The organism is Streptomyces sp. NPDC041124 (genome assembly GCF_055592385.1).
In genome coordinates this window covers 1-21,284 of the sequence record NZ_JBVIYR010000005.1, presented here as the reverse complement: position 1 = coordinate 21,284, position 21,284 = coordinate 1, and the positions used below count along the sequence as shown (strand labels likewise).

22 protein-coding genes are annotated in these 21,284 nt (G+C 73.4%); 11 read left to right on the top strand and 11 right to left on the bottom strand.

Annotation, left to right across the window (positions count from 1 at the left end; translation table 11 throughout):
• Nucleotides 1–166: 166 nt before the first annotated feature.
• The 3 genes from ACZ6A9_RS14935 to ACZ6A9_RS14925 all read left to right on the top strand — a co-directional run bounded on the left by ACZ6A9_RS14935 (nucleotide 167) and on the right by ACZ6A9_RS14925 (nucleotide 2,663).
• A complete protein-coding gene (locus tag ACZ6A9_RS14935; RefSeq protein ID WP_468984689.1) occupies nucleotides 167–475 on the top strand; it encodes a hypothetical protein in 309 nt (102 codons plus the stop codon).
• Between the two features lie 57 nt (nucleotides 476–532).
• A complete protein-coding gene (locus ACZ6A9_RS14930; RefSeq protein WP_468984687.1) occupies nucleotides 533–1,105 on the top strand; it encodes a DUF6328 family protein in 573 nt (190 codons plus the stop codon).
• A 361-nt stretch (nucleotides 1,106–1,466) separates the two neighbouring features.
• Nucleotides 1,467–2,663 carry a TetR/AcrR family transcriptional regulator gene (locus ACZ6A9_RS14925; protein WP_468984685.1) on the top strand — a complete coding sequence of 399 codons (1,197 nt, stop codon included), beginning with the start codon at nucleotides 1,467–1,469 and terminating at the stop codon, nucleotides 2,661–2,663.
• A 144-nt stretch (nucleotides 2,664–2,807) separates the two neighbouring features.
• Here the strand turns inward: ACZ6A9_RS14925 and ACZ6A9_RS14920 are convergent, their stop codons facing one another.
• Nucleotides 2,808–4,007: an oxygenase MpaB family protein gene (locus ACZ6A9_RS14920; protein ID WP_468984683.1), complete on the bottom strand. Its 1,200-nt coding sequence runs from the start codon at nucleotides 4,005–4,007 to the stop codon at nucleotides 2,808–2,810.
• Between the two features lie 368 nt (nucleotides 4,008–4,375).
• Here ACZ6A9_RS14920 and ACZ6A9_RS14915 point away from each other — a divergent pair, with 368 nt between their 5' ends.
• Nucleotides 4,376–4,558: a hypothetical protein gene (locus tag ACZ6A9_RS14915; protein ID WP_468984681.1), complete on the top strand. Its 183-nt coding sequence runs from the start codon at nucleotides 4,376–4,378 to the stop codon at nucleotides 4,556–4,558.
• Nucleotides 4,559–4,859: 301 nt separating this feature from the next.
• On the opposite strand, the gene ACZ6A9_RS14910 is transcribed toward ACZ6A9_RS14915, so the two are convergent.
• Both ACZ6A9_RS14910 and ACZ6A9_RS14905 read right to left on the bottom strand, forming a co-directional pair.
• A complete protein-coding gene (locus ACZ6A9_RS14910; RefSeq protein ID WP_468984678.1) occupies nucleotides 4,860–5,759 on the bottom strand; it encodes a universal stress protein in 900 nt (299 codons plus the stop codon).
• A gap of 170 nt (nucleotides 5,760–5,929) precedes the next feature.
• Nucleotides 5,930–6,427 (bottom strand): flavodoxin domain-containing protein, encoded by a 498-nt coding sequence (locus tag ACZ6A9_RS14905; protein ID WP_468984676.1) that lies wholly within the window; start codon nucleotides 6,425–6,427, stop codon nucleotides 5,930–5,932.
• 444 nt (nucleotides 6,428–6,871) lie between these two features.
• Between ACZ6A9_RS14905 and ACZ6A9_RS14900 the strand changes: the two genes are divergently transcribed.
• Nucleotides 6,872–7,555: a DUF4389 domain-containing protein gene (locus ACZ6A9_RS14900; protein ID WP_468984674.1), complete on the top strand. Its 684-nt coding sequence runs from the start codon at nucleotides 6,872–6,874 to the stop codon at nucleotides 7,553–7,555.
• Nucleotides 7,556–7,633: 78 nt separating this feature from the next.
• Here the strand turns inward: ACZ6A9_RS14900 and ACZ6A9_RS14895 are convergent, their stop codons facing one another.
• From ACZ6A9_RS14895 to ACZ6A9_RS14880, 4 genes are all read right to left on the bottom strand, one after another.
• On the bottom strand, nucleotides 7,634–8,221 hold the full coding sequence (locus tag ACZ6A9_RS14895; RefSeq protein ID WP_468984671.1) for a rhodanese-like domain-containing protein: 588 nt from the start codon (nucleotides 8,219–8,221) through the stop codon (nucleotides 7,634–7,636).
• Nucleotides 8,222–8,429: 208 nt separating this feature from the next.
• Nucleotides 8,430–9,176, bottom strand: a complete 747-nt coding sequence (locus ACZ6A9_RS14890) for a sulfite exporter TauE/SafE family protein (protein ID WP_468984668.1) — start codon at nucleotides 9,174–9,176, stop codon at nucleotides 8,430–8,432.
• Nucleotides 9,173–9,559 (bottom strand): rhodanese-like domain-containing protein, encoded by a 387-nt coding sequence (locus ACZ6A9_RS14885; RefSeq protein ID WP_468984666.1) that lies wholly within the window; start codon nucleotides 9,557–9,559, stop codon nucleotides 9,173–9,175. Before ACZ6A9_RS14885 ends, ACZ6A9_RS14890 begins: the two co-directional genes overlap by 4 nt.
• Nucleotides 9,560–9,605: 46 nt before the next feature.
• Complete coding sequence (locus ACZ6A9_RS14880) at nucleotides 9,606–10,973, bottom strand: rhodanese-like domain-containing protein (protein WP_468984663.1); 1,368 nt, start codon at nucleotides 10,971–10,973, stop codon at nucleotides 9,606–9,608.
• 169 nt (nucleotides 10,974–11,142) lie between these two features.
• On the opposite strand from ACZ6A9_RS14880, the gene ACZ6A9_RS14875 reads away from it, so the two are divergent.
• The 3 genes from ACZ6A9_RS14875 (at nucleotide 11,143) to ACZ6A9_RS14865 (ending at nucleotide 12,854) form a co-directional block, all read left to right on the top strand.
• A complete protein-coding gene (locus ACZ6A9_RS14875) occupies nucleotides 11,143–11,358 on the top strand; it encodes a lipopolysaccharide assembly protein LapA domain-containing protein (protein ID WP_468984660.1) in 216 nt (71 codons plus the stop codon).
• A gap of 254 nt (nucleotides 11,359–11,612) precedes the next feature.
• Nucleotides 11,613–11,897, top strand: a complete 285-nt coding sequence (locus ACZ6A9_RS14870) for a DUF1876 domain-containing protein (RefSeq protein WP_468984657.1) — start codon at nucleotides 11,613–11,615, stop codon at nucleotides 11,895–11,897.
• Nucleotides 11,898–11,978: 81 nt separating this feature from the next.
• Entirely contained in the window at nucleotides 11,979–12,854 is an 876-nt protein-coding gene (locus ACZ6A9_RS14865; RefSeq protein ID WP_468984654.1) for a pyridoxamine 5'-phosphate oxidase family protein, read from the top strand.
• A gap of 82 nt (nucleotides 12,855–12,936) precedes the next feature.
• On the opposite strand, the gene ACZ6A9_RS14860 is transcribed toward ACZ6A9_RS14865, so the two are convergent.
• A complete protein-coding gene (locus ACZ6A9_RS14860) occupies nucleotides 12,937–13,818 on the bottom strand; it encodes an oxygenase MpaB family protein (protein ID WP_468984652.1) in 882 nt (293 codons plus the stop codon).
• Between the two features lie 211 nt (nucleotides 13,819–14,029).
• Here ACZ6A9_RS14860 and ACZ6A9_RS14855 point away from each other — a divergent pair, with 211 nt between their 5' ends.
• Both ACZ6A9_RS14855 and ACZ6A9_RS14850 read left to right on the top strand, forming a co-directional pair.
• The gene (locus ACZ6A9_RS14855) at nucleotides 14,030–14,923 is read left to right on the top strand and encodes an oxygenase MpaB family protein (protein WP_468984649.1); all 894 of its coding nucleotides are present in this window, start codon (nucleotides 14,030–14,032) and stop codon (nucleotides 14,921–14,923) included.
• Nucleotides 14,920–16,416, top strand: a complete 1,497-nt coding sequence (locus tag ACZ6A9_RS14850) for an aldehyde dehydrogenase family protein (RefSeq protein ID WP_468984647.1) — start codon at nucleotides 14,920–14,922, stop codon at nucleotides 16,414–16,416. Before ACZ6A9_RS14855 ends, ACZ6A9_RS14850 begins: the two co-directional genes overlap by 4 nt.
• Nucleotides 16,417–16,472: 56 nt before the next feature.
• Here the strand turns inward: ACZ6A9_RS14850 and ACZ6A9_RS14845 are convergent, their stop codons facing one another.
• The gene (locus ACZ6A9_RS14845; protein ID WP_468984644.1) at nucleotides 16,473–17,099 is read right to left on the bottom strand and encodes a TetR/AcrR family transcriptional regulator; all 627 of its coding nucleotides are present in this window, start codon (nucleotides 17,097–17,099) and stop codon (nucleotides 16,473–16,475) included.
• Nucleotides 17,100–17,187: 88 nt separating this feature from the next.
• Between ACZ6A9_RS14845 and ACZ6A9_RS14840 the strand changes: the two genes are divergently transcribed.
• Nucleotides 17,188–18,327 carry an acyl-CoA dehydrogenase family protein gene (locus tag ACZ6A9_RS14840; RefSeq protein WP_468984642.1) on the top strand — a complete coding sequence of 380 codons (1,140 nt, stop codon included), beginning with the start codon at nucleotides 17,188–17,190 and terminating at the stop codon, nucleotides 18,325–18,327.
• A gap of 67 nt (nucleotides 18,328–18,394) precedes the next feature.
• Here ACZ6A9_RS14840 and ACZ6A9_RS14835 read toward each other — a convergent pair whose 3' ends face one another.
• Both ACZ6A9_RS14835 and ACZ6A9_RS14830 read right to left on the bottom strand, forming a co-directional pair.
• Nucleotides 18,395–20,218 (bottom strand): AMP-dependent synthetase/ligase, encoded by a 1,824-nt coding sequence (locus tag ACZ6A9_RS14835; protein ID WP_468984639.1) that lies wholly within the window; start codon nucleotides 20,216–20,218, stop codon nucleotides 18,395–18,397.
• Nucleotides 20,219–20,294: 76 nt separating this feature from the next.
• On the bottom strand, nucleotides 20,295–21,284 hold a 990-nt coding region (locus ACZ6A9_RS14830; RefSeq protein WP_468984637.1), incomplete at its 5' end, for a 3-hydroxyacyl-CoA dehydrogenase family protein.

Here is a 21,284-nt window from a genome sequence, read left to right as displayed (position 1 = left end):
GAAGGCCCGGCAGGGGTGAACAGCCCCCACCCAGGCGGAACCGGACCGCACCATCGCCCACCGCGACGACCACGCAAACGCATGACGATAACACGGAGGTCGCCGTCACCGCCCGGAGTGGTACCCGTCGGTTCGGGTACCACGGACGACCGGGAGGTGGAACCTCATGGCACGGGCGACGCGGTACGCAGTGGCCGCGAGCGGACAGTGGACGGCTGAGGAGGAGGGCCGCCGCCGGCTGCCGTCAGGGGAGGTGCACGCCTGGGAGCCGGGCCTGAACCAGACGGTGTGCGGATTGTCCCTGAGCCGCTCGCAACTGGTCCGCTTCCCCCACGTGCCCTGGCAGGACGTCCTTCCCGCATCCGGCGGCGCCGCGGACCGTGTCCAGCGGCTGTGCCGTCGCTGCGCGTCCGTCGCGGGACGCCGCGGCGGCGACGCCCGTCCACGGTGGCACCGCACGAACCCACGTCCGTGACCTGCATGGAAGTGGCCCTCACGGGGCAAGCGGTCTGCCTGGACCGGGGAGGATGCCATGACGATGACGGAGCAGTCGGTGGGCGCGGCGGGGGAAGACACCACCTGTTGCGCGCATGAACGCGAGCACGGGCCGGGGCACGGTGGAGAACCGCCCGAGTCGGCGCGCGAGCGGGTCAACCGGCGCTGGAACGAGATCCTCCAGGAGACGCGGGTCACTCAGACGGGCGTGCAGATCCTCTTCGGCTTCCTGCTCAGCGTGGCCTTCACCCCGCTGTTCCGGGAGTTGGAGACGTTCGACCGGGTCGTCTACGTCATCACCGTGGTGCTCGGCGCGTCGGCCACAGGGTCTCTCATAGCCCCGGTCTCCATCCACCGCTTCCTGTCCGGCCAGCGGATGAAGGACGAGGTGGTGGAAGCCGCCGGACGCCTGATGATGTGCGGCATGGTCCTCCTGGCGCTGACCATCGGCTGCACGCTCCTGCTGATCCTGCGCGTGGTGATTCCCGGCGTCCTCGCCGAGATACTCGTCGGCGCGGTCATGCTGTGGTTCGGCCTGTGCTGGTACGTACTGCCGCTGCGCCTTCGGCGCCGCGCCGCCCGCCGCGGCGCCGCCGCCCAGCGTTCCTGAGTGCCCCCGCCGGGTGAGTCGGTGGGCGGTGGCCGTGGTCGTGCGCCCGAACGACCGGAACGACCACCGCGCGTCGCGTGTACGGGGTGCACGGGGTGCCCGAGGCGGACTTCGATCCCGGCCGCTTCGTCCCCGAACCGGCCGGCCCGTACCGGCGTGGGCCTCTCCCGCTGGACGGGCTGGTCACCACGTTCCCCTTCTCGAGGAGATCGGCGCCGCCGTGGCCGCCGTGGCCGCCGTGAGGGACGGCGGCGTCGTCAAGCCGGTGCTCACCTTCACGCGGTGATCCCGCCGTCACGTCCCCCGCGGTCCGCGCCGGGTGACGTGACGGCGTGCTGACGGCCTGTGATTGACTGACGGCATGGCCTCCGCCTCCCCGTCCGCCCGTTCGACCGCGACCGGCGATCGCGCCGCGGCCACCCGGCCCCGTAACCGCAAGCAACTCATCCTCGACGCGGCCGGGCGGGTCTTCAGCGAGCGCGGCTACCACAAGGCGTCGATGGAGGAGGTCGCCGCCGGTGTGGGCATCACCGCGACCGCTCTGTACCGGCACTTCCCGAACAAGTACGCCCTGTTCGCCGCGTGCGCCCACGTGATGGTGGACGGCCTGGTCGCCGCGCTCGACGAGGTGCCGCCCGAGGCGCCCCTGGCGGAGGTGCTCACCGCCCTCACCCGGGTCACCGTCGCTCACCGCGCGTCGGGCGGCGTGTACCGGTGGGAGGCCCGGTACCTCGACCGTGAGGACCGCAGGCGTCTGAAGGTGAAGTTCGGCCGGCTCGTCGAGCGGGTCGACGAGGCGGTCCAGCGCGAGCGGCCCCTGCCCGGCGAGCGCCTGCGGGCCACCGCCGCCCTCGGCGCGATCGGATCCATCACGATGCACCACACCTCCATCGCCGGGCGCCGGGCCGAGAAGCTGCTGCTGGCGTCCGCGCTGGACGTCGCCGCGACCGATCCGGCGGCGGGCCCGCCCGGGGCGCACCCCGTCGACCTGCCCGCCCGGCCGGTGCCGCGCACGCGACGCGCGGAGATCCTCGCGGCCTCGGTCCCGCTGTTCGCCCGGGACGGCTTCGCCAACGTCACGAACGGACAGATCGCGGAGGCGGTGGGGCTGACCCCGTCCGCGCTGTACCGGCACTACCCCGGCAAGACCGACATCCTGGCGGCGGCGTGCCTCCAGGCGGCGGGACTGCTCACCCAGGGGGTGGAGCGGAACCTGCGGGAGGTGCCGGGACCGCGCGAGGCCATCGTCGCCCTGGCGGCGACGCACGTGGCCTACTGCTTCGAGTACACCGAGCTCAACAGTGTCGCCGAGGCGGAGTTCGCCGGTCTGCCGACCGACTCGCGGCGTCCCGTCGTCCTCGCGCAGCGGGAGTACATCGCCGTCTGGGAGCAGCAGTTGCGGCTGGCCCGTCCGGAACTCGACCCGCGCCAGGCCCGGGTGCTTGTCCACGCGGGGTTCGGCGTGGTGGTCGAGGCGGGACGCAGGGTGCGGTGGGAGGACAGCCCCGCCCACCGTGAGGCCGTGACCGCTCTGGCCGTGGGCGCGCTGGGCCTGTGAACGGCCGTCCCGGCAGCCGCCCGGGCGCGCCGACCCCTGAAGCTCCCGACGCTGACCTCCGCCGCATCCCGTGCGCCGCCTCGAAGCCCGCCCCCGGCCCGGCTGCCGCGGGGCGGGTACGGCTCGCGCACGGGTCGAGGCGGCTCAGGACGGCCTGTTGCCGGTGGGGATGGTGATCGGGGTGGTGGTGCCGGAGGAGCCCTTGTTGAGGAACAGCATGGCCAGGGCGCGCACGAACTGGTCGAACATGTAGAAGCTGCCGGGCATGACGGGCGACAGCCCTTCACGGAACAGGACGTACGCCGGCCATGCCGTGCGCACCAGGGCCGCCGACGCGTAGTCGCGCTTCAGTCCCAGCCAGTCGCCGACCTCGTCGCTGAGGACGTAGCGCACGAACTCGTTCAGGAAGCCGCGGGTGACGCCGAGGTCGATCTGTGCGGTCAGACCGAGCAGTTCCTCGGCCAGCCGGATGCCCTCGGTGGACGGGGAGAGGATCGGGGTGAGCACCTGCGCCGACTGCCTCTCGGCCTCCGCCCAGGTCCGCGGGATGTGCTCGTACGGCACCCCGAGCAGGTGGACGGCGACCTGCCACGAGTGCAGGAACGCCTCCTGGTCCGCGGCCGGGTACGGGATCCGCCAGTCGAGCAGCTTCCGGTGCACGTAGGTGCCCAGGCTGTGGAAGGTGACCAGGATGTCGGCGGCGCTGATCGGGACGCTCTCGTCGGCGACCGCCCTCCAGTGCGGCGACTGCGGCAGCAGGTGACGCACCGCGGCGTGCACCACGCGCGTCTTGTTCGCGGTGACGACGAACTGCCCCGTCGGCTTGAACGCTCCCAGTTCGGACAGGTCGTAGCCGAACGTGAACGTCTTGGCCGCGCGGTCCTGCATGTCGGCGCCGCCCGCGGACCAGTAGACGCTCTTGGCCTCGCGCGGGATGACGGTGCTCATGATGCCGCTGCCGAGGCCGTACAGCATGAAGAGGTAGGTGTCCCTGCGCCGGTTGAAGTCGGCGGCGCGGGTCAGCTTGGTCCGGTCGGCCCAGGAGGGCAGCCGGTTGACCCGTCCCAGGTACGCGGCGAATTCGGCCGGCAGGCCGCTGGGCAGCGGGTCGTCGTTGTTGACCCACGACGCCCAGGCGGTGTTGATCGCCGGCACGTGTCCCTCGTCGAGCATCGACGCCATCAGCGGGTCCGCCGCGTCGTCCCAGATCCACTCCGGGCCGGTCCCCGCGGCGGTCCTGGTCCCCGATCCCGTCGACGCCGATGCCGCGCCCGGGTTCGCCACGCCTACGAGGCCGAGCGCGACACCCAACGTCAGCGCCCTCCGCCTGCTGAGGTTCTCCATTGACTTACCTGCTTCCCTGATGGGCCAGTTGCTTTCAGGTGCACTCGCAGACACGACATGTGCGCGACCGACGCGCACTGAATCCCTTCGCACGGATGTGATTTCTCATTAACATAGCGGCGCTCCCCACGGTGGGCAATGGTGGTGACGGAGGGTCGGCCGGGGTCAGCGTCGACGGGTGGCCGGGCCAGGTGGGTGACGACCTCGTCGTCGTACACGCCCGTGAGGCGAGCGCCCGGGCCCTCGCCGACCGGCCGCGGGACCGGCTGCGCAGCCGCACGGACCGCGCGGCGCGAACCGGTTGACGTGCGGGTGATCCGCGGCACCGGCCGGGCGCGGTTCGTGGGGGGCGCCCCTCGGACACCCGGATGGCCTCCGCCACGACCACCCTGCCCACCCGTGCCGCTTCGGTGCCGGAGGGCCGTGCGTTCCTGAGCAAGGCCCTGGCCGCCTGGGGCTGTCACGACAAGGCCCACGACGCGCGCCTCCTGGTGTCCGAACTCCGCCCCACCGGCGAGGGGAAGACGACGTGGTTCACGCTGCGGCTGTGAACGTCCGGTTCCCGGGGACGCCCGGAAGGCCGGTGCCCGGCGGAGGACGCGCCGGCGCCCCGGGGACCACCGCGCGGTCGCGGCGGTCCCCGGGGCGGGAGGAGGAGGTCGGAGGAGCCGGCGGTTGCGGGCGACGAACGGCAGCCGGGCCCATCCGGCCCAGGTGGCGGTCGAGCCCGCGGCAGCCAGGGCGAGCCACGCGGGTCCGCCTGCTCGACCTGTACGCCCCCTACGGCAGCGGGAGCCCGCGTGACCGTCGTCCCGCGACGCGGCGCCGTCCTCCCGGACGCCGCCGGACGGTTCAGTCGTGGGGGACCACGGCCACGGGGCAGTGGGCGTGGTGGAGGGCGGCGTGGGCGACGGGGCCCAGACGGGGTGCGAGCGCCCGGCGTTGCCGGCGCCGCCCGACGATCAGCAGGTCCGCCGTCCGCGCGGCGCCGATGACCGCCTTCGCCGGGCTCACCAGGCTGATGCCGTCGACCACCTCCACCCCCTGAAACGCCTCCCGCCAGGGACGCAGCACCTGATCCAGTTCCGCCTTCGCGCTCCGCCCGGTTGTGTCGGCGACATCGTGGTCCACGCCCCACGGCACATAGGCGTTCACGGGCAGGCCGCGGCCGTGCACGGCCCGCAGGGGAACCCCGCGCGCGGCGGCCGTGGCGAACGCGAAGCCGAGCAGGTCGTCGCACGGACCGTGCAGCTTGAGCGCCACCACCACGTCGCCACCCTCGTCCGGCGGGGCCGGTGGGGCGGCCACGTCCACGGGGGCACGGACCAGGACCACCGTACGCTCGGCCCGGGCGGCGACGAACATGCTGACGTCGCCCAGGAAGAACCTCTCGACGGGGTCCGTCCGTTGCGAACCGAGCACGGTGATCTCCGACTCAGCGGCGGCGTGCAGCAGTGCCTGCGGGGCCTCTTCCTCGACCAGGTCGCCGACGACGGTGAGACCGGGATGGCGGGTACGGATCTCCGCGTGGGCGTTGTGCAGCATGCGCTTCGCCCAGTAGCCCTGGTCAGTGTCCGAGGGGCCCTCGGTGGGTTCCGGCCCGAGCACGGGCCACGCGTACAGCAGGCGCAGCCCGAGGTCGCGGCGCTCGGCCTCGGCAGCGGCCCAGTGGGCGGCGGCGAGACTCTCGGGCGAGCCGTCGAGACCGACGGTGATCACTGGCTCCCGTCGAGGAGTAGGGGCCACGGCCATCCACCTCACTTCACGCACCGGCGCGGTCACGGAGTCACCGGCCGGCAAAACGGCGACTCCCAGAACATCGTCGCTCCCGCTCCCGCCTTCCGCGCGCAGGGCGCCCGCCCGCCGGTGCGGCGGCGGCGCACCGGCAGCCGCCAGGTCGCCTCGACGGCGCCGGTGCGCCGTCAGTCGCGCGTCAGCTCGTGGGCGATGCCCGCGGCCCACTCCTCGATCCGGCCGAAGTCACGGAAGTCGCCGCCCTTTCCGTTCCGCAGGATCATCCGGGCGACCCAGCCCCTGGCGCCCTCGCGCAGGCATCCGCCGAAGGTGACGTGGTCCCGGGCGTCGAGCCGGGCCACGGCCTTGCGCACCCAGGGCACGGGCGGGATGTCCCGTTCCGACGCGGAGGGGTCGAGCGGTCCGCTGCTGAACAGCCACAGGGGTCGGCCCGCCAGGTCCCTGCCGTGGCGGCGGACGAAGCGGCGGGCGTCCCGGTGCCAGTGACCGGCGTACAGTCCGCCCCCGACCACGACCGCGTCGTACGGCGCCGCGCCGCCGACGGATCCGGCGTCGCGCGCCTCGGCCGTGAGTCCCTCCCGTCGCAGCACTCCGGCGACGGTCTCGGCGATCTCCGCCGTCGAACCGTTCGTCGTCCCGTAGGCGACCAGCACGTTCTTCGGCATGGCGTCCGCCTCCTCTCACCGCCCGCACAGCCGCGGTGGGCGGCCACACGGCACGGCACCCGTTCGTTCGACTGTAACCGCCGCCGCGGCGGCGGGACGGACGGCCCGGGTGAGTCGCGCGCGCAGCGGCGGAACGCGACCGGCCCCCGGCACCGTCCCACGGGGGGAGGACGGTGTCCGGGGGCCGGCGCGGGACCACTGTATCGGGGGGAGGGGTGCTCGGCACAGGGACGACCGGCCCCTTGCCGTGGCCCGCTCCGCCCCTGCACGAGCGGGGATTTCACGGATACTGGGATCAGGGCATCGAATCGACTCGGCCACCGTGACCGACGCGCCCACCGTCCGGCCGGTCCGGGCCCCGCGCCGGTAGCGCCGGCACACCGCACGACGACCACCCGCTGAGCCGCTCGTGATCGTCACCGGAGCCCGAAGGGACCGGTTCCCATGAGCACGTACACCGAGCCCACCGCCGTGCCGCCCCCCGCTGGGACGCCTGCGCGTCCCGCGCGGCTGACCGCGGAGCTCGACGCACCGCTGTCCCGCTGGCTGTGGCTGGTCAAGTGGCTGCTCGCCCTCCCCCACTACGTCGTCCTGCTCTTCCTGTGGGTGGCGTTCGCGGGAGTGAGCGTGGTGGCCTTCTTCGCGATCCTCGTCACCGGCCGCTACCCGCGGCCCCTGTTCGACTTCAACACCGGTGTGCTGCGGTGGAACTGGCGTGTGGCCTACTACGCGTACGGTGCGCTGGGCACCGACCGCTATCCGCCGTTCACGCTCGCCGACGTCCCCGACTACCCGACGCACTGGGAGCTGGTGTACCCCGGTGAGCTGTCCCGCGGTCTGGTGCTGGTGAAGTGGTGGCTCCTGGCCGTCCCGCACTACCTGATCCTGGCGTTCTTCCTCGGCGGAACCCGTCAGGCCTGGTTCGCGGGTGGCCTCATCGGGCTGCTGGCCCTGTTCGCCGGGATCGCCCTGGCGTTCACCGGCCACTACCCCCGCGGCCTGTTCGACCTGGTGATCGGGCTGAACCGCTGGGTGCTGCGGGTGGCCGCCTACGCGGCCCTGCTCACCGACGTGTACCCGCCCTTCCGGCTGGACCAGGGCGGGCGGGAACCGGAGGCGTCGCCCTGACGACCGCCGTCGCTCCGGTCCCCGTCCCCGGTGTGCTGCCGGTCGCGGGGACCGGCGACTGCCGGCCCCCGGTCCGCCTCACCGGCCGCGCAGGGCGGCGAGCGCGGCGTCGAGCGTGGCCGCGCGGGGGCGGTTGTGGGGCAGCTTGCCGAGGACCACGGCCATGCCGCAGGTGTCGGTGACGGCGGAGAAGACCAGGCCGGCCGCGATGCCCGCGGCGATCAGCTGGAAGGCCGGGTGCACGAGCAGACCGAGCACGAGACCGAGGAGCACCACCGTTCCGGCGGTGAAGCGGACCTGGCGTTCCATGCTCCAGCCGGCCCGGGTGTCGCAGGCCGCGGGACGCTGCAGGTCCCGGCCCTCGGACGCCCACGCGCCGGTGCCACCGGCGAGCGTGGCGGCGCGGACGCCCTCACCGGCGAGGAGCGAGCAGGCTTTCTCGGAGCGGGCGCCGGAGGCGCAGACCACGAGGAGGTCACCGCGCTGGGCGGCGTGCCGGATCTCCGGCAGGGCCCGGCGGACGTGGTCCAGCGGGATGTTCACGGCGCCGGGCAGGTGCCCGGAGGCGTACTCGCCGGGCGGGCGCACGTCGATGACGGTGAACTCGTGGAGCCGGTCTCCGGCCTGGCCGGTGTCGAGGACGATCGGGGCGAGCGGGCTGGTCATGGCGGTGGTGTGATCCTTCGTGGTCGACGGGGTACCGCATCGCGACGCACAGTACCCCTGGGGGTATTTTAGAGCATGAGGAGTGGTCGTGGATCTGCGGCTCGGGGGCGCGGACTGACGTCCGTGCTGAACCGGCTGGAGAAACTGGTCCTGTCCCTGGCCCGGGACCGCGGGGCGTCGGGCGGCGGCGAGGGTGCGGTGCGCATCCTCACGCCACCGCGTCGAGCAGCATGAATCCGGCCACGGCCAGCAGCGCCACCGCGAAGGCCCGCCGGAGTGTGCGCCCGGACACCTTCGCGGCCAGCCGCTTCCCGTCCCACGCGCCGAGGATCGCCGCACCGGCGAAGGGGCCGACGGCGGTCCAGTCCAGCCCTTGGAGGGTGCCGGCGCGCAGCAGCAGGGCGGCCAGCGAGTTGACGGTGATGACCAGCAGACTGGTGCCCACCGCGTCCCGCATGCGCAGACCGAGCACGTTCACCAGCGCCGGTACGGCGAGGAAGCCACCGCCGACACCGAGGACACCGGTGACCCCGCCCAGCCCCGCCCCCGCGGCGGCCGCACGGCCCGGCCGTACCGGCGCGGAGGGGCCGGCGGGCGGTGGGGTGCGGAGCATGCGCCATGCCGCGGTCGCGGCCAGTACCGCGAAGGCCGCCGTCAGGGCGGCGGCGGGCAGGTGGCCCGCGACGGCGGCACCGAGCATGGCCGGGCCGATGCCGGCCGCCGCGAAGAGCAGCCCGGTGCGCAGCCGGACGTGTCCGTCACGGGCGTGCGCCGACAGCGCGGCCAGTGAGGTGACGGCCACGACGAGCAGGCTCGCGGTGGTGGCGTCGACCGGTGAGAAGCCGAGCAGGTAGATCAGGGCGGGGACGGCCAGGACGCTGCCGCCGCCCCCGAGGGCACCGAGCGCGAGGCCAGTCACGGCCCCGGCGGTCAGGGCGAGGACGAGAACGCTCACGCGACGCTGCCGCTCCCGCCGTGCGCGTTCACCACCGGCAGTCCGCCGGCGGCCCACTCCTCCATGCCGCCGGTCACGTCCACAGCCTCGGCTCCGCGCGCAGCGAGGAGGTCCGCGGCCCGGCGCGAGCGGTTGCCCGTGCGGCAGATCACGACCAGGGGCCGCCCCTGCGCGCCGGAGGGCAGTCCCGCCCCGGTGGCGAGCGCGGACAGCGGCAGGTGCACGGCTCCCGGCGCGTGTCCCGCCTGCCACTCCCAGGATTCACGGACGTCGAGGAGTACGGCGTCGGTCTGCCCGGTGGCCGCGGCGGCGTGCCCCGTGCGTGCGGCGGCCTCCTGGACGTTCACACGCCCCGGGGCGCCCCGGCTCGGTCGGAAGATCATGTCGCTCTCTCGCTTCTCGTTTCTCGAGGTGACTCCGTCGCCCCGGTCAGGGGGTGCGGACGACGAGGCCCGCCCGCTCGGCCTCGGAGAAGGGGTCGTCCACCGCGACGACGTCGCGGCCCGCGGCGTCCAGCAGGGACGCGGCGATGGCGGCGCGCAGGCCGCTGCCGCAGTGCACCCACACCTGGCCGTCGGGAATCTCGTGGACGCGGTCGTGCAGGGTGTGGACCGGGATGTGGACCGAGCCGTCGACGTGGCCGCCCGCGCGCTCCGTGTCCCGCCTGATGTCGAGGACGACGACGCCGTCGCCCGGATACCGGCCGGCGAGTTCGGCGAAGGTGGCGCGGCGGAAGGAGGCCGGACGCTCACCGTCGCGCAGCCAGTCGGCGGGCCCGCCGGTGGCCGCGGCGGCCGGGCGGTCGATTCCCACGCGGACCAGTTCGCGCTGGGCGTCGGCGAGCTGCCCGGGCGACTCGGCGAGCAGGGTGACCGGCTTCCCCCAGGGGATCAGCCAGGCGAGATAGGTGGCGAGCCGGCCCTCGGCCTCGAAGTTGAACGACCCGGACACGTGCCCCGCGGCGAAGGCGACACGGTTGCGCAGGTCCACGACCCACTCCCCCGCCGCCAGCCGGGAGGCGATCTCGTCGGCGTCGGCGACGGCGGGCGGGGTGAGGTCGACGGGCGCGGGTCCGGCGGCGTTGGCCGGCGCCATGTGCGTGTAGTAGGCGGGGACGTCGTCCAGGCCGGACAGCAGGTCCGCGACGAAGGCGTCCACGTCCCGCGTGAGGGCCTCGTTGGACGCCTTCTCCTTGCCGATCGTCGTACTGCCGCCCTCCTGCTGGGAGGACGAGCAGAAACTGCCGAACCCGTGCGTGGGCAGCACGGCGGCGGCGTCGGGCAGTTCGGCGGCCAGGCGTCGCGCGGATGCGTGCTGGGCGCGGGCGAGCCGTTCGGTCAGCCGCGGTTCGACCAGGTCGGGCCGGCCCACCGTGCCGATCAGCAGCGAACCGCCGGTGAACACCGCGACCGCGGTGCCGTTCTCCTCCAGCGCGTAGGAGGTGTGGTGCGGGGTGTGACCGGGTGTGGCGAGCGCGCGCAGGGCGAGTCCGGCGGCGCCGTCGATCTCCCGGCGGTCCCCGTCGTGCACGGGGACGCGCGTGAAGGAGACCCGCGCGCCGGCCGGGACCAGGTAGTCCGCGCCGGTGACCCGGGCCAGTTCGAGGCCGCCGGTGACGTAGTCGTTGTGGACGTGCGTCTCGACGACGCAGGCGACGCGCACCCCGCGCCGGGCCGCCGCGGCGATCACCCGGTCGATGTCCCGCGGCGGGTCGACCGCCACGGCCGTGCGCTCACCGCCTGCCAGGTAGCTTCGGTTGCCGAGGCCCGACACCTCGATCGTGTCGATGAAGAACACGCGTGTCTTCCTTTCCGTCGAAGCATTACCCCTGGGGGTATATTCGACGGTAGCACAATTACCCCAGGGGGTATCTGCACGACCGTTACGCAAGTCGCACACACGGCGAGAACGACAGATGATGGCTCTTATGGCACGGAAAACCGCACATGAGTACGGTCCACCGACCGTGACGGTCAAGGGGCGGGACGTCCGGCTGCGCACCATCGGCTTCTTGCTGCTCGCCGGCCTGGCCATCTGGTTCATCGCCGCCAACACGGAATCGGTGACCGTCCGGCTGTGGATCCCGGACGTCACGCTCCCGCTGTGGAGCGTCCTCACGGTCACCCTCCTCGCGGGCATGGCCCTCGGCCTGCTCCTCACCCGCCGGCGGACCCGCCGTTAGGGCCTCCCGCGCGACGGCCGCCCGCCTCGGCTCCCCCCGGCCGGCCCGGCTCGGCGCCGGCCGCGGGGACGTCCGGGTCCGGCCGACGCGCCGTGCCCGGATTCCGCGCACAGAATGGTGAGTACGAGGGGCGGCCCGCAGGGAACGGCCGTCGGCGCCGCGGAGAGGTCCGCCGCCGGTCCGGTGGACCCGCCGGCGGGCCGGTCGACCCGCCGTCGGTGGCGCTCGTCCGCCCCGAGCCGAGGAGGACAGCCATGTCGCACACACTGGAATGGAAGACTCGCCTCCACCTCTTCGAGGACGGGGGAACCACCAAGGCCCGCGTGGTGATCGACACCGGGACCGCCGTGCTGACCGGGCGGGGAGCCGCGCACCGCAACCCGGCGGACCCCGATGTGCCGGAGATCGGCGACGAACTGGCCGCGGGCAGGGCCATGCAGGACCTGGGCCGGCAACTCGTGGCCATCGCCGAGCGCGACGCCGACGGGATCGGCGCGACGCGGCCCGGCTCCCGTCGGTCCGTCGGATGGCCGATGTGACCGCTCACCGCGCATCGAGATCACCGGCTGACGGTCACCGGCTGACAGTCACCGGCTGAGAGAAGGAGAAAGGCGGCGACCATGCGAGCCCACCTCGGCGACCACCTCGTCATCGAGAGTCCGACCACCGGCGCCACCCGGCGCGACGGCGAGATCGTCGGGCTGCACCACGACGACGGCACACCCCCCTACGACGTGCGCTGGTCGGACACGGACGACGTGACGCTCGTCTTTCCCGGACCCGATGCCCACCTGAGGCGCCCCGGACACGAATCCGCGGCCGGCGCGGGCGCCCCGCCTCCCGCCGGCTCCCCCGACCCCGGTGACATCGGACGGCGCCTGGCGGCCGAGCGTGAACGCCAGGGCCTGAGCCGGGAGGAGACGGCCCGGCGCGCCAGGATGGCACCGGACTACCTCGCCTATCTGGAGGAGCAGCCCGCCGACCCCAGCATGGGGACTCTCATCCGGCTGGCCGGGGCACTGCGCACCAACGTCCGGGCGCTGCGGGGCGGCGGTGCCGACCTGCCGCCCGGTCAGGGCATGGCGCTGCTGCACCCGCGGCTGCGCGACCTCGGGCCCGACGAGTGCCGCACCCTGCTCTCCACTCACGGTGTCGGACGTGTCTCGGTCACCACGGCCGAGGGACCCGCAGTGGTCCCGGTCAACTACGAGGTGGTGGACGACTCGATCGCCTTCCGGACCGCTCCCGGGTCCGTGCCGGCGGCCGCCGTGGGATCGGAGGTCGCCTTCGAGGTCGACCGGCTCGACGAGGCCATGAGCCAGGGCTGGAGCGTGCTGGCGGTCGGCACCGCACGGGCCGTCACGGGGCCCGAAGAGGCACGGCACCTGTACGAGAGCGCCCACAGCACGCCGTGGGCCGGGGGCGAGCGCGACATGTGGGTGTCGATCCTGCCCACCCGTCTCACCGGGCGTCGCATCATCCCGGCCGGGCAGTGACCGCGGATGCCTCCCGCGGGCCGTGACCGCGGGGTTCGCCCGCGGGGTTCGCACGCGGGCCGCGCGGGCCCGGAAGCGGTGGTTACGCGCGGGCGGCGCGGCGGGCCGCCCGCGCCCTGGGGAGGTAGCGCAGACGCTCGGGGAGCATCGGCACCACCGTGCGGACCACGGCGCCGAAGCGGCGCAGTCCGCGCTCGTCACGTGCCGTCCACTCCAGGCCCAGGCGGTCCCGGACGGCGGGTGGCAGCAGTCCGGTCGTGACGAAGACGTGCAGCCGGCCCAGGGGCGGGCGGAGCACCGGCCAGAGGCGGCGCAGCAGCGGGCCCGCGCCCGCCGGCGGCGGGACGGGCCTGCGCGGGTCGAGCAGTTCGGAGACGACCGCCGTCCGCTCCAGTTCGTCCCGGATCATCGTGTCGAAGTAGGGCCAGAACTCCTCCGGCGTCGCCGGCATGTCGCGCCGCTGGATGCCCAGGATGCGTCCGAGGACGAGGAGTTCGTCGTAGAGGCGGCGTTCGCCGGAGTCGTCGAACGGGCGGGAGAAGTACTGGGCCGCCCGCAGGAAGACGGGGTAGGCGGTGGCGTGCACCCAGGCGTAGTGGGCCGGGGTCAGCGCGTGGTAGGCGCGGCCCCGGGTGTCGCTGCCGCTGATGGTCCGGTGCAGCCTGCGGAGCCTGCGGCCCTCCTCCAGTGCCTGTTCCCCTCCGTAGACCCAGAGTTGGAGTGAGTCCAGGGAGCGCGTGGCCCGGCCCCAGGGGTCGGTGCGGAACACGGAGTGCTCGTCGACGCCGGCCCCCACCGCCGGGTGGGCGACCTGGAGGACGAGGGCGGCGGGCAGGGAGAGCAGCAGCCGGACGTCACCGGCGATGTCCCAGAGGATGGCGCCCGGCGCGAACGGGACGGGTTCGTCACGGTCCGTGCCCGGGCCGGGTGCCGGGACGTCGGACGGGTGCGGCGTGCCGGTCATGGGGCCTCCGTTTCTCCGTCGCGTCCGGACTATTGACGCCCTCGTGAAACAAGTCAATAGTTTTTGTATCTTCGACTCTCGACGACCGCGGGGAACGGCGTGCCCTCCCTCCCCATCGTCCGTCGGCTCCGGTGGCGATGCCAAGCCGGTCCCGCCGTCCGCCGCCAGGACCTCCGCCGGCGCACCCCGTCCCGATGAGGAGGCAGTACCGATGGGCCGCTACACCCGGCTCCGCCGCATCCGGACCATGGATCCGCGACAGGACCACGAGGAGATCTTCGCGCTGCTCACCCGGTACGAGTTCCCCTGGGACTACCTCCAGGGCGTCTCCGCCGCGTTCCTGCGCGACTACGGCGTCCCCCGCATCTCCCGGCTGCTCGACCGCACCCAGGAGTTCGAGCGCTCCGGACAGAAGCGGTACGACGACACCCTCCTGTTCGCCCACGAGATGGTCCGCGACGGCATGGACTCGCCGCGCGGGCGGGCCACTGCCCGGCACCTGAACCGGATCCACGGCCGCTACCGCATACCGAACGAGGACTACCTGTACGTGCTGGCCACCACGGTGGTCGGGCCGAAGCGGTGGATCGACCGCTACGGCTGGCGCCCCCTGTCCTGGCAGGAGACCGAGAGCCTCGCCCTGGTGGGGCGGCGGATGGGCACGATGATGGGCATCACCGGCATGCCCGCCGACTACGCCGGCTTCGAACGGCTCCTGAACTCCTACGAGCAGGAGATGTTCGCCCACGATCCCGCCAACCGGCGGGTGGCGGCGGCCACGTTGCGGGTCATGGCCGCCTGGTATCCGCGGCCGCTGCGTCCGCTCGCCGTACGGTTCACGCTGGCGCTCCTCGACGAACCCCTGCTCGCGGCCCTGGGGTTCGACCCGCAGCCCCGCCGGGTGCGCACCGCAGCACACCGTGCGCTGCGCGCCCGCGCCGCCCTGGTGCGCCTCATGCCGGCCCGGCCCGCGTGGTGGGGGTACCGGCCCAGGCCCCGTAGCTATCCGTTCGGCTGGACGCTGGACGACCTGGGCCCGCACTGGGCGTACGGCAGGCCGACGGAACCGCTCGCCGACGAGACCTCACCGCTGGAGGGACGATGACCGACACCACCCACCCGGAGACGGCGACGTTCACGACCCGGGAGCCCGCCACCGGCCGCGTGATCGCCGCCCATCCGGTCCACGGACCGCGGGACGTCACGGAGGCGGTCGCCCGGGGGCGGGCGGCCGGGGCGCGCTGGGCGGCGCTTCCGGCCGCCCGCCGGCGAGCCCATCTGCTCGCCTGGAAACGGACGTTGGCGGAGGAGCTCGACGAGGTGGCCCGGTCCGTCTCGGCCGAGACCGGCAAGCCCGTGCGCGACGCCGAGCTGGAACTGCTGCTGACCCTGGAGCACTTGACCTGGGCGGCGCGCAACGCCGGGCGGATCCTGCGCCGGCGGCGGGTGCGTACCGGGCTGCCCGCGGCGAACCAGGCGGCTTCGGTGGTCCACCGGCCGCTCGGCGTGGTCGGGGTGATCGGCCCGTGGAACTACCCGGTCTACACGCCGATGGGCTCCATCGGGTACGCCCTGGCGGCAGGCAACGCGGTGGTGTTCAAACCGTCCGAGTACACGCCCGGTACCGGGGTGCTGCTCGCCGCGCTCTTCGACCGGGCGGTGCCCGGGTTCGCGGGCCTGTTCACCGTGGTCACCGGTGCCGCGGAGACGGGCGCCGCGCTGGCCGCGTCCGGGGTCGACAAGCTCGCCTTCACCGGTTCGCCGGGGACCGCGCGCAAGGTGATGGAGGAATGCGCCCGCTCGCTCACCCCGTTCCTGGCCGAGTGCGGCGGCAAGGACGCCGTCCTCGTCACCGCGGACGCCGACCTGGACGCCGCCGCCGACGCGATCGTGTGGGGCGCGCTCGGCAACGCGGGCCAGACCTGCGCGGGCGTGGAGCGGGTCTACGCGGTCCGCTCGGTGCACGCGGAGCTGGTCGAGCGGGTGGTGGAGCGGGCCCGCGCGCTGCGGCCGGGGAGCGGTCCGGACGCCGCGTACGGCCCGATGACGATGCCGGGCCAGGACGAGGTGGTGCGCCGGCACGTCGATGCGGCCGTGGCGGCCGGAGCGGGGGCCCCGCTGGGTGCGGTGGAACAGCCGGACGGACCGTTCGTCGCGCCGGTGGTCCTGGTCGACGTACCGGAGGACTCTCCCGCGATGACCGAGGAGACCTTCGGGCCGACCGTGGCGATCAACGCCGTGGCGGACGTCGACGAGGCGGTGCGCCGCGCCAACGCCTCCCGTTACGCGCTGGGCGCCGCGGTGTTCTGCGGCAGCCGCCGTGCCGGAGCGGCGATCGCGGCGCGGCTGCGCGCGGGAGCGGTGTCGGTGAACGCCGTCCTGGGCTTCGCCGCCGTTCCGGCCCTGCCGTTCGGCGGATCGGGGGACTCGGGGTTCGGCCGTATCCACGGTGCGGAGGGGCTGCGGGCGTTCACCGCGCCCCAGTCGGTCACCGTCCGGCGGTTCGCTCCGCCGGTCGACCTGACGTCGTTCACCACGCCGCCCGCGGCGAAGGCCCGCGCGGTGGCGCTCATGCGGTGGCTGCACACCCGGCGCTGAGCGAGTCCGGCGGCCGGGCGGGTCCGCGCGGCACCGTGCGGGCCCGGTGGTCCCGGTCAGGCGTCGAGCAGCGGGGCGAGGTAGCGGCGGGCGAAGGCCCGGGACTGCTCCTCGTCGTCGAGCTCGATGCAGCCGGCCGGGTTGAGGAGGAAGGAGACGGCGACCCGCACCATCAGTTCCGCCACCGGCCGCGGGTCGGCGTCCGGGCGGCCCTCGCTGTGCCGTGCCCGCCTCAGATGGGACGTCAGGTAGTCGGTGGTGACGGTGAGGGCGGGCCCGCCGCCGACGGTCAGGTACGGCAGGACCACCTCGGGTTCCACCCGCAGCAGGCCCCCGAACAGCGGATGGGCCCTGGTGTGGCGCAGGGCGACCACGAACCCCTCGACGACCCTGTCCTGCATGGTCGGCAGCGGGGCGACGGCGTCGTCCAGCTCCCGGAAGAAGCGGCTGACCTCGCGCAGCAGACACGCCTCGACCAGGCCGTCCTTGTTCTGGAAGCGCCGGTACACCGTCACCCGCGACACCCCGGCCCGTTTGGCGACGTCGTCCACCGACGAGCGGCGCAGGCCGAAGATCGTGAACTGCTCCAGGGCGGCGTCGAGGATCTGCCGCGCCAGCCGTTCCTCCGTCTCCGGCCGCGCGAGGGCGCGGGCGAGCGGGGATTCGTCTCCAGAAGTCTTCATGGTGTCTTTCACGGTACCGGCCCACCTCCACCGAGAAACAGTGAAACATTACCCATACACCTGTATCCCCTCGTGTTCGGAGACCCTCATGGGAAGTCGCCTCACCGCGGAACAGTCGGACTTCGCCGCCGCCGTCCGGGACTTCGCCCGGCGCGAGTGCGGGACCCGGGAGCAGCGCGCCGCGCTGACCCAGGACGGCCGGGAGCCGCACAACCCGAAGATCTACGGCATGCTCGCCGATCTGGGCTGGCTCGGGGTGTGCCTGCCGGAGGAGTACGGCGGCGCGGGTGGTGGCCTGGGCGACGCGTGCGTGTTCCTGGAGGAGACCTCCTACGGCATGGTCCCCGCGGGCGGCTTCGTCACCACGGTCATCACCGCCAAGGCCTACGAGGGATTCGGTTCCGAGCGGCAGCGGCGGGAGGTGCTCGGCGGTGTGACGCGCGGCAGCGTGCTCGCCATCGCCATGTCGGAGCCCGGTGCCGGTTCCGACGTGGGCGCGCTGCGCTGCCGCGCCGAGCGGCGGCCGGACGGCGGCTGGCTGGTCGACGGCCAGAAGACCTGGATCTCCAACGCCCACATCGCCGACAGCATCCTGCTGGTGGCCCGCACGGGCGCCGACAAGCACAAGGGTTTGACCATGTTCCATGTGCCGGCGGACACCCCGGGCGTCGAGATCCGCGGCATCGAGACCATGGGCGGCAAGGAGGTCAACGACGTGTTCTTCACCGGCGTCCGGCTCCCCGCCGACGCGGTGGTGGGGGAAGTGGACGCGGGCTGGAGGCAGTTGATGGCCGGGCTGAACCACGAGCGGCTGTTCCTGGCCGCCAACATGCTGGGCCTGGCGCGCAGGGCGTTCGACGACGCGGTCGCCTACATCGGCGAACGGGAGCAGTTCGGACGGCCCGTGGGCAGTTTCCAGGCGCTGCGGCACCGGGTGGCCGACCTCGCGACGGAGATCGAGTGCACCCGGCTGCTGGTACGCGAGGTGGCCGCGGACTGCGACGCCGAACCGGAACGGCTGTTCCCCCGCGAGGCGTCGATGGCCAAGCTCAAGGCCACCGAGACGGCCAAGCGCGTCGCCCTGGAGTGCATGCAGATGATGGGCGGTTACGGCTACGCCACCGAGTACGGGATGGAGCGCCACCTGCGGTCCGCGGTGGTCTCCACCGTCTACGGCGGAACCAGCGAGATCCAGCGCGACATCATCGGCCGCAGCTACGGACTGTAGGAGCCGCACGACGACGGCCGCCCCGCGGGGAGACGCGGTGCGGCCGTCGGTACGAGGGGGTGTGCCGCTACTCGGCGTACAGGTCGGCCAGTTCGGCGGCGTGCCGGTCGCGGATGACGCGGCGGCGCATCTTCAGGGAGGGCGTGAGTTCACCTGTCGCCGGTCCCCACTCGCGGGCCAGCAGCCGGTAGCGCTTGACCTGTTCGGTCCGGTTGAGCCGGGTGTTGGCCGCGGCGACCGCGCGGTCGACCTCCTCGCGCACGGCGGGGTGGGCGGCCAGGGCCGCCAGGTCGCCGCTCCCGGCGTCGATGCCCCGGGCGGCGGCCCAGGCGGGCGCGGCCTCCGCATCGAGCACCAGCAGGGCCACCAGATAGGACCGGTTGTCGCCGTGCACCAGCGCCTGCCCGATCAGGGGGTGTTCCTTGAGGGTGTTCTCGACCAGCGCCGGGGAGACGTTCTTCCCGGTCGAGGTGATGATCATCTCCTTCTTGCGGTCGGTGAGCCAGAGATAGCCGTCGTCGTCGATCCGGCCGATGTCCCCCGTGGCGAGCCAGCCGTCCTCGTCCAGCGCCGACCGTACGGAGCCGTCCTGCTGGAGGTATCCGGAGAAGACGGAGGCGCCGCGCACCAGGATCTCGCCGTCCTCGGCGATCCGGACCTCGACGGAGGAGACGGGCCGGCCGACCGAGCCGAGCCGGAAGCCGGTGCGGGGGCTGTTGGTGGTGGCCACGCCGGTCGTCTCGGTGAGGCCCCACGCGTCCATGATCACGACACCGAGGCCGGACCAGAACCTCACCACGTCGAGCGGCATGGGCGCGGAGGCGCTGGCGGTCCAGGTCACCCGGTCGAGTCCGCCGGCGGCCAGCACCGGCTGGAGCACCTTCTCCCGCAACCGGGCGTAGGACGCGGCCAGTTCCGCCGGCGGGGTCTCCCCCCGCTCCCGGTACCCGACGTGCTCGCGGGCCACCTCCATGGCCTGGTCCACACCCCGCCGCCGCTCCTCGGGCAGCAGGTCGAGACCGGCCCGCACGGCGACGGCCAGTTTCTCCCAGATCCTCGGCACGCCGAAGAACTGCCGGGGCCGCACTTCGCGCACCGCCTGGGCGACGGTGGTGGGGTCCGCGCACAGGTAGACGTGCGAGGCGCGGTGACAGGGCAGGTAGATGCCCAGCATGCGCTCCGCGATGTGGGCGAACGGCAGGTAGCAGATGTGCTCTACGTGCGGCGGCAGTTCCACGGCCGCGTCGAGCGCGACGGCGTTGGCGAGCACCTGACGGTGGGTGAGGACCACGCCCTTGGGCTCGCCGGTGGTGCCCGAGGTGTAGACGATGGTGAGCGGGTCGTCGGGGCCGGCCGTGTCCAGTGACTTCTCGAACGAATCCGGGACGGTCTCGCCGGTCAGGGCCGCGTAGGGCAGGTGCGGTCCTTCCTCGCCCGGTTCCACGACGACGAGCCGGGCCAGCGGGGTGTCCGCGTCGTCCAGCAGCGGCGCCCACACCTCGGCCTGTGCGGCGCCCTCCACGACGGCGAGCGGGGCACGGCAGTTGCGGGCGATGTGACGGATCTGCTCGGGTGCCGAGGTGCCGTAGACGCTGACGGGCACGGCGCCGAGACGGACCAGGGCGAGGTCGGAGAGCCAGTGCTCGGAGCGGTTGGCCATCATCAGCAGCACGTGGTCGCCGCGACCGACGCCGAGTGCCGCGTACCCGGCGGCGAGCAGGGTGGTGTGCTCCTTGACCCCCGCCCAGTCGAGCGTGGTCCATCCCGTGCCGTCCGGTGTGCGCGAGGACAGCGCCGGCAGGTCCGGGTGGGTGCGGGCGTTGTGTTCCACGAGCAGCGGCAGCGTGGACGGTGTCGCTGGTTCCCCGTCGGTGCGCGGGGCTGGTGTCATGACGGCCTCCTGGCGGGCTGGGCGAAGCGGGGGGTGGCGGGGCGCGTGAGTGGGGGCGTGGGGCCGGGCGGGTGTGTCAGTCGTCGGTGAAGGTCTCGCCGCGCTCGGCCTTGCGGAGCAGCAGCGGGGGCGGGGTGAAGCGGTCGCCGTAGCGTTCGGCGAGTTCGCGCGCGCGGCCGACGAATCCGGGCAGGCCGTCCTCGTAGCCGTTGATGTACTGCAGGACGCCGCCCGTCCAGGCCGGGAAGCCGATGCCGAGGATCGAGCCGATGTTGGCGTCCGCCACGGAGACCAGGACACCCTCCTCCAGGCAGCGCACGGAGTCGAGGGCTTCGACGAAGAGCATCCGCTCCTTGAGTTCCATCAGGTCGGCCTCCCGCAGGGCCGGGTCGGCGAAGTGCTCGCGCAGTCCCGGCCAGAGGCGGGTGCGGCGGCCGCCTTCGTCGTACGCGTAGAAGCCGGCGCCGCCGCTGCGCCCGGGACGGCCGAACTCGTCGATCATCCGGTCGATGACCGCCTCGGCGGGGTGGGCGGTCCAGGTGCCGCCGGCCTCCTCGACGGCCCGCTTCGTCTCGTTGCGGATCTTGCGCGGGAGGGTGAGGGTGAGTTCGTCCATCAGGGAGAGCACCTTGGCCGGGTAGCCGGCCTGGGCGGCGGCCTGCTCGACGGAGGCGGGGTCGTAGCCCTCGCCGACCATGGCGACGCCCTCGTCGATGAAGTGGCCGATGACGCGGGAGGTGAAGAAGCCGCGCGAGTCGTTGACGACGATCGGGGTCTTGTTGATCTGCCGGACCAGGTCGAAGGCGCGGGCCAGCGCCTCGTCACCGGTGCGCTCGCCCTTGATGATCTCGACCAGCGGCATCTTGTCGACGGGCGAGAAGAAGTGCAGCCCGATGAAGTCGCCCTGGCGCTCGACGCCCTCGGCGAGGGCGGTGATGGGCAGGGTGGAGGTGTTGGAGCACAGCAGCGCGTCGGGGTCGACGACGTCCTGGATCTCCTGGAACACCTTGTGCTTGAGGGAGGTGTCCTCGAAGACGGCTTCGATGACGGCGTCGCAGCCGGCGAG

Bases quoted from the DNA above. Each gene is read 5' to 3' on its own strand.
- ACZ6A9_RS14935 (WP_468984689.1), top strand. From the start codon at position 167: ATGGCACGGGCGACGCGGTACGCAGTGGCCGCGAGCGGACAGTGGACG.
- ACZ6A9_RS14930 (WP_468984687.1), top strand. From the start codon at position 533: ATGACGATGACGGAGCAGTCGGTGGGCGCGGCGGGGGAAGACACCACC.
- ACZ6A9_RS14925 (WP_468984685.1), top strand. From the start codon at position 1,467: ATGGCCTCCGCCTCCCCGTCCGCCCGTTCGACCGCGACCGGCGATCGC.
- ACZ6A9_RS14920 (WP_468984683.1), bottom strand. From the start codon at position 4,007: ATGGAGAACCTCAGCAGGCGGAGGGCGCTGACGTTGGGTGTCGCGCTC.
- ACZ6A9_RS14915 (WP_468984681.1), top strand. From the start codon at position 4,376: ATGGCCTCCGCCACGACCACCCTGCCCACCCGTGCCGCTTCGGTGCCG.
- ACZ6A9_RS14910 (WP_468984678.1), bottom strand. From the start codon at position 5,759: ATGGCCGTGGCCCCTACTCCTCGACGGGAGCCAGTGATCACCGTCGGT.
- ACZ6A9_RS14905 (WP_468984676.1), bottom strand. From the start codon at position 6,427: ATGCCGAAGAACGTGCTGGTCGCCTACGGGACGACGAACGGTTCGACG.
- ACZ6A9_RS14900 (WP_468984674.1), top strand. From the start codon at position 6,872: ATGAGCACGTACACCGAGCCCACCGCCGTGCCGCCCCCCGCTGGGACG.
- ACZ6A9_RS14895 (WP_468984671.1), bottom strand. From the start codon at position 8,221: ATGACCAGCCCGCTCGCCCCGATCGTCCTCGACACCGGCCAGGCCGGA.
- ACZ6A9_RS14885 (WP_468984666.1), bottom strand. From the start codon at position 9,559: ATGATCTTCCGACCGAGCCGGGGCGCCCCGGGGCGTGTGAACGTCCAG.
- ACZ6A9_RS14870 (WP_468984657.1), top strand. From the start codon at position 11,613: ATGTCGCACACACTGGAATGGAAGACTCGCCTCCACCTCTTCGAGGAC.
- ACZ6A9_RS14865 (WP_468984654.1), top strand. From the start codon at position 11,979: ATGCGAGCCCACCTCGGCGACCACCTCGTCATCGAGAGTCCGACCACC.
- ACZ6A9_RS14860 (WP_468984652.1), bottom strand. From the start codon at position 13,818: ATGACCGGCACGCCGCACCCGTCCGACGTCCCGGCACCCGGCCCGGGC.
- ACZ6A9_RS14855 (WP_468984649.1), top strand. From the start codon at position 14,030: ATGGGCCGCTACACCCGGCTCCGCCGCATCCGGACCATGGATCCGCGA.
- ACZ6A9_RS14850 (WP_468984647.1), top strand. From the start codon at position 14,920: ATGACCGACACCACCCACCCGGAGACGGCGACGTTCACGACCCGGGAG.
- ACZ6A9_RS14845 (WP_468984644.1), bottom strand. From the start codon at position 17,099: ATGAAGACTTCTGGAGACGAATCCCCGCTCGCCCGCGCCCTCGCGCGG.
- ACZ6A9_RS14840 (WP_468984642.1), top strand. From the start codon at position 17,188: ATGGGAAGTCGCCTCACCGCGGAACAGTCGGACTTCGCCGCCGCCGTC.
- ACZ6A9_RS14835 (WP_468984639.1), bottom strand. From the start codon at position 20,218: ATGACACCAGCCCCGCGCACCGACGGGGAACCAGCGACACCGTCCACG.